The 6,085-nt window shown below is 63.2% G+C and carries 3 protein-coding genes and 2 rRNA genes (1 of these 5 running past the window's edge); 3 read left to right on the top strand and 2 right to left on the bottom strand.

Features of this window, described 5'->3' with window-relative positions; all coding sequences use genetic code 11:
• The 3 genes from RDV84_RS05280 to RDV84_RS05270 all read left to right on the top strand — a co-directional run.
• Positions 1-2,013 (top strand): 23S ribosomal RNA (locus tag RDV84_RS05280) (it extends 851 nt beyond the left edge of the window).
• 168 nt (positions 2,014-2,181) lie between these two features.
• Positions 2,182-2,296 (top strand): 5S ribosomal RNA (rrf, locus tag RDV84_RS05275).
• Between the two features lie 451 nt (positions 2,297-2,747).
• Complete coding sequence (locus RDV84_RS05270) at positions 2,748-4,367, top strand: hypothetical protein (protein ID WP_309152697.1); 1,620 nt, start codon at positions 2,748-2,750, stop codon at positions 4,365-4,367.
• Between the two features lie 254 nt (positions 4,368-4,621).
• Here the strand turns inward: RDV84_RS05270 and RDV84_RS05265 are convergent, their stop codons facing one another.
• Complete coding sequence (locus RDV84_RS05265) at positions 4,622-5,356, bottom strand: 2OG-Fe dioxygenase family protein (RefSeq protein ID WP_309152696.1); 735 nt, start codon at positions 5,354-5,356, stop codon at positions 4,622-4,624.
• A 180-nt stretch (positions 5,357-5,536) separates the two neighbouring features.
• Positions 5,537-5,932 (bottom strand): MAPEG family protein, encoded by a 396-nt coding sequence (locus RDV84_RS05260; protein WP_197414804.1) that lies wholly within the window; start codon positions 5,930-5,932, stop codon positions 5,537-5,539.
• Positions 5,933-6,085 lie beyond the last annotated feature (153 nt).

The following is a 6,085-nucleotide window of genomic DNA, read 5'->3' as shown; positions in this document are numbered from 1 at the left end:
TTATGGCTAGGGGGTCATTGCGACTTACCAAACCATGGCAAACTCCGAATACCAGTACGTACTATCCGGGAGACACACGGCGGGTGCTAACGTCCGTCGTGAAAAGGGAAACAACCCAGACCCACAGCTAAGGTCCCAAATTCATCGCTAAGTGGTGAACGATGTGGAAAGGCACAGACAGCCAGGAGGTTGGCTTAGAAGCAGCCACCCTTTAAAGAAAGCGTAATAGCTCACTGGTCGAGTCGGTCTGCGCGGAAGATTTAACGGGGCTAAGCGATGAACCGAAGCTTGGGGTGCATACTTTGTATGCGCGGTAGAGGAGCGTTCCGTAAGCCGATGAAGGTGGATTGAGAAGTCTGCTGGAGGTATCGGAAGTGCGAATGCTGACATGAGTAACGATAATGCGGGTGAAAAGCCCGCACGCCGAAAGCCCAAGGTTTCCTTGCGCAACGTTAATCGACGCAGGGTGAGTCGGCCCCTAAGGCGAGGCAGAAATGCGTAGTCGATGGGAAGCAGGTTAATATTCCTGCACCTCGCGTAAGTGCGATGGAGGGACGGAGAAGGTTAGGCAGGCCAGGCGTTGGTTGTCCTGGTGAGAGAGTTGAGGCGGTCCCCTTAGGCAAATCCGGGGGGGCAACGTTGAGACTAAGGACCGGCCCATTAGGGCTAGGCTGCTGATATCACGCTTCCAGGAAAAGCTCCTAAGCTTCAGCTTACGCAGACCGTACCGTAAACCGACACAGGTGGGCAGGATGAGAATTCTCAGGCGCTTGAGAGAACTCGGGTGAAGGAACTAGGCAAAATAGCACCGTAACTTCGGGAGAAGGTGCGCCCTCCATGGTTAATAGCTGAGGGGGGCCGCAGTGACCAGGCCGCTGCGACTGTTTATCAAAAACACAGCACTCTGCAAACACGAAAGTGGACGTATAGGGTGTGACGCCTGCCCGGTGCTGGAAGGTTAATTGATGGGGTTAGCCGCAAGGCGAAGCTCTTGATCGAAGCCCCAGTAAACGGCGGCCGTAACTATAACGGTCCTAAGGTAGCGAAATTCCTTGTCGGGTAAGTTCCGACCTGCACGAATGGCGTAACGACAGCGGCGCTGTCTCCACCCGAGACTCAGTGAAATTGAAATCGCTGTGAAGATGCAGCGTTCCCGCGGCAAGACGGAAAGACCCCGTGAACCTTTACTATAGCTTTACATTGAACGTTGAGTTCGTCTGTGTAGGATAGGTGGGAGGCTATGAAACTGTGGCGCTAGCTGCAGTGGAGCCATCCTTGAAATACCACCCTGTCGTGCTTGACGTTCTAACCTGGGCCCGTTATCCGGGTCGGGGACCATGTATGGTGGGTAGTTTGACTGGGGCGGTCTCCTCCCAAAGTGTAACGGAGGAGCACGAAGGTACGCTCAGCGCGGTCGGACATCGCGCACTGTGTGCAAAGGCATAAGCGTGCTTGACTGCAAGATCGACGGATCAAGCAGGTACGAAAGTAGGTCTTAGTGATCCGGTGGTTCTGTATGGAAGGGCCATCGCTCAACGGATAAAAGGTACTCCGGGGATAACAGGCTGATACCGCCCAAGAGTTCATATCGACGGCGGTGTTTGGCACCTCGATGTCGGCTCATCACATCCTGGGGCTGTAGTCGGTCCCAAGGGTATGGCTGTTCGCCATTTAAAGTGGTACGCGAGCTGGGTTCAGAACGTCGTGAGACAGTTCGGTCCCTATCTGTCGTGGGCGTTGGAGATTTGAGAGGGGCTGCTCCTAGTACGAGAGGACCGGAGTGGACGAACCTCTGGTGTTCCGGTTGTCACGCCAGTGGCACTGCCGGGTAGCTATGTTCGGAAGCGATAACCGCTGAAAGCATCTAAGCGGGAAGCGCGCCTCAAGATGAGATCTCCCGGGAGCTCGACTCCCCTAAAGGAACCATCAAGACTAGGTGGTTGATAGGCAGGGTGTGTAAGTGCGGCAACGCATTGAGCTAACCTGTACTAATGATCCGTGTGGCTTGACCATATAACCTCAAGTGGCCTTGGACTCGACGACGCGTCGACACTCCAAACCAACACTGACTCGCTACATTCCAATCTATTCGCCGACAACGGGCACCAGTCCGTTGAAAGCAAACCAACGTGAGCGTGAGCGCAACTCAATCGATCGAGACCTGCGACCCTCCACCCTCTCCCTGGTGATAATAGCTGTGTGGAACCACCCGATCCCATCCCGAACTCGGAAGTGAAACGCACATGCGCCGATGGTAGTGTGGCTTAAGCCATGCAAGAGTAGGTCATCGCCAGGGGCTTTTCCCAGAAGGCCGGATCCCAAGGATCCGGCCTTCTTCTTTTGCACCGTCGAAAACATCATCGACGGCTGCGCCCCGAGAGTTTCTTCAGTGCACGCGTCTGTATCGAGACGCGCTCATCGCCTGTGCGGCGACGGAAAATAAAACGATTTCCCCTGGTCGCAGAGGCGACTGCAGGCCGGGGTTTCATCAGCGCCGTAACGGCCCGCGCCCCAGGCGCCACGGCGCGGCCGGTTACGCCGGCGTAGCGAATCGGACGACACTGGCACGACGCAACCCGTTATAGCGCCACTCGCTTACCGTTTGCTCGAACCAAGGCGCGAGACCAGCGCCCTCTTTTTCTCCACCCAAGAAACTTCGAACCTCGACAATTCCCCTGCGCGGGCGGTTCCGCGCGGGAATACGAGAACGAAGGGGTGTTCGAATGGAAAGAAGAAAGTTCATAGGCGTGCCGCTGGCTATGACCGCGGCCGCGGCGACGGCGGCATTGACTAGCGGCGCCTCGGTGGCCCAGCAGAGCTCGTTGGTCGATGCCAAGGACGTGGGTTACTCGCCTGTCGACGGTGGCACGGTCGCGCGCTCGGTCCAGAACAAGCTGCGCGAGGGCTTGAGCGTCAAGGATTTCGGCGCGATCGGCGACGGCGTCGCCGACGATTCGGGCGCGTTCGCGCAGGCGGCCGCGGCGGTGGGCCAGGTCTACGTGCCGGTCGGGGACTATGCGGTGACGGCCGAACCTGCGTTGGGCAAGTTCTACGGTCCTGGCCGGGTCAGGATCGGTTCGGCGCGAGCGTATGTACATCCGCTGCCGGGACCGGTCAACGAGATCCATGCCGACGTGTTCGGGCTTGCGGCCAACGAGTACGCCGACTCGGCCGCGGCGCTGCAGGCCGCGGTGGATTACGCCAACGATCGCGCGATCGCGTTGGCGCTGCCGGCCGGGCGCCGCATCCGCGTCGACGCCACCGTGGTGGTCAAGCTCGCGGCGGCCGCCGTCGGCGATCCGGCGCGTCGCTTCCTGCTCAAGGGCAACAACTGCGAAATCATGGCCAATGTCGCCGGACCGGCGCTGCATCTGGCGCCGCAGTGCCCGGTCGGCGGCGTGCCCGGTCTGGAGGTCGGCTACTTCCAGGTCGACAATCTGCGCTTCAACGGCTACTTCGCCAACGAGAGCGGCCTGGCCGGTCGTTGCGCGATCAAGATCGGCGAGATCGGCAAGAAATTCGCCGGCTTCCAGAAGTGCCAACTGCGCGATGTGTTCGCGCTCGGCTTTAACGCGCCGACGATCAAGCTCACCGGCGCCTTGACCCGGATGGTCAATTTCGACCGGGTCGTGGTCAACGACGGCGGCCTGGAGATCGTCGCCAACGAGGATGCATCGTTCATCGGCGATCTGGACTTCAACAACTGCCAATTCGGCGGAACGGCCGCGAACCCGCCGATCAGGATCGAGTCCGCCGGCGCGGGCGCGAGCAGCGAAATCCGCGGGGTGCGCTTCTACGGCTCGGTGATCTACGGCCCGGGCACGTTGCTGTACGCGCATCGCAAGGGTCGCATCGGCGATATCTGGTTCAACTCGATGCAGTGGGAAGGCAACAGCAACCCGGTCGGTGCCCATGCGCTGTGGATCGCCCTGGACAACAACGCCGACCTGTTCCAGGTCTTCATCAACGATCCCTACGTCGTCGGCTTCAACGGCAACGCCATGCTGTTCGAGCGCTTCGGCGCGGCGACCGTCAAGGCGGTGTCGGTGCGCGGGGCGAAGATCAACGAGATCATGACCGCGCAGTACCGCCCGATCGTGCTGACCCAGTTCGACAACACGTCGATCCTGGATTGCGATTTCTTCGGCCAGATCGCCGCGGATTCCTGCGTTTCGGTCTACAACGCGAGCAACGTGGCGATCAGCCGTTGCCGCTCGACGCCGAACGCGGCGACGCCGTACTTCGCCGAAATCAGCGGCAGCTCGAACCGGGTGTTGCTGGCCAACAACATCGCCGATACCCGGACCGACTTCGTCGCCAACACGGCCAGCGGCAGCGTGGTGACCGACAACAACATCAACTTCTGACCGCAGCGGCCGCGCCGGGCGGGAGCCGCCCGGCGCGTGTCGCCCGGTCCGGACGCGGTTCGGCCCGCGCGCTCGGAACGTCGTCGCCAGCACGCCGCGGTGCGCTTTCCGAGTCTGGCGCGTGCCGCCCGATTCGAGCGGGGCTTGGCCCGCGTGCTCAGGCTCGCATGCGGGGCGTCATCATCGGCATGCCGCGATACGCTTTCTTACCGCGGCGCGTGTCGCCGTACCCGACCGCGGTTCGGCCCGCGCGCTCAGGCCTGCGCCCGGAACGTTACGACCAGCACGTCGCGATGCGCTTCGCGCGAGGGATCTTGCGGCGTCACCGCGGTGACGCCGTGGAATACCCGCGCGTCGTCGACCAGGGCGGCGTCGAGCGGGGCGGTCAGGGTGAAGCTGCCGAGTTCGGTGCCGTCGCGGTCGTGGATGGTGGTGGTGCCGCTGACGATGTTGTGGCGGTCGATGAGCAGGACCAGCACGTAGTCGACGCCGTCGCGGTGCACGCCTTCGGGCGTCGGCTGGCCTTCGCGATCGGGGCCGGCCTCGATGCGGAACTGGTGCAGTTCGATGCGCCAGGCCGCGGTGCGCGGCGCCAGCGTGGAGAAGAAGTCGCGGCAGAAGCCGAGCACAGTGCCCAGGCTGGCGCCGTCGGCGATGTCCTGGCGCAGCGGTTCGAACCAGCGCTCGATATCGCCCTGCAGGGCGTTGTAGTTCAACGCCTGGTAATGCGGCTGGTGCGGTTGGCGTTCGATCGTGCCGTCGCGTCCGGCATGGAAGACGGCGTGGCGGCGACGGCGATGGCGGCCGACCTGGGCCAGGTAGGCGTCGGGCGCGAGGTCGTTCCAGCTCGCGGCGAACGCGTCCCAGTCGTCGAGCGAGCCGTGTTGCAGCAGGTGGGCGCGCATGTCGGCGCCGGCGACGAAACGGAAACCGCTGTCGCGGATGGAACGGGCGAAGTCTTCGTGATCGGACGGGGGCAGGGCGGACATGACGGGCTCGGTGCGTGGAGCGGCGCGCGGTTGCGCGAACGAAAGGCGGCTCAGAGCGCGGCTGGCGGCAGCTGGCGCGCGAGGGGACGGGCGAATGCGCGCCATCGCCATCGCCATCGGATCGGGCCGCCCCGGGCGCCGCTTGCCGCAACGCTCATCGTCGTGCGCTCCCGTCGCGGCTCAGATCGTGGCCAGCGCCGCCAACACCAGCAGCGCGACCGTGCAGGCGAAGCCGCCGGCCCAGACCGCGCTGCGCAGCGAGGCCTTGCCGGCGATGTAGAACACGCCGTGCAGGACGCGGAAGGCGATGAACGCCAGCGCGAGCACGTCGATCCAGCCGGTGTCCACGCCGGCCATCTGCGCGCCGAGCACGCCGGCGGCGAAGGCCGGGAAGGCTTCGAAGGCGTTGAGGTGGGCGGCGTACGCGGCCTTGGAGCGCGGATTGTCCTGGCGCGCCTGCCAGCCGCGCGGGTCGCGGTTGTCGTAGCGCTGGCCGTTGGCCTTGGCCAGCGAGGTCCACAGGTAGGGCAGCAGTGCCGCGGCCAGCAGGCACCAGTAGGCGATGGTCATCGACATGGGCCTTCCTTGCGGCCGGGCCGCGCGACTGCGGCCACACCAGCCTAGCGGAAAAAACGACGGCGCCCAGAGGCGCCGTCGTCGGATCGCTTTGCGGTCGCGGGCGGCCGGAGCGCCGTGCAGCCGGCTCGGCGGACTGCTGCCGGGCACGAC

The organism is Lysobacter yananisis (genome assembly GCF_031199375.1).
Classification (GTDB): Bacteria; Pseudomonadota; Gammaproteobacteria; order Xanthomonadales; family Xanthomonadaceae; genus Lysobacter; species Lysobacter yananisis.
Note: the sequence above shows the minus strand (reverse complement) of the source record. Positions and strands in the feature narration are given on the sequence as shown.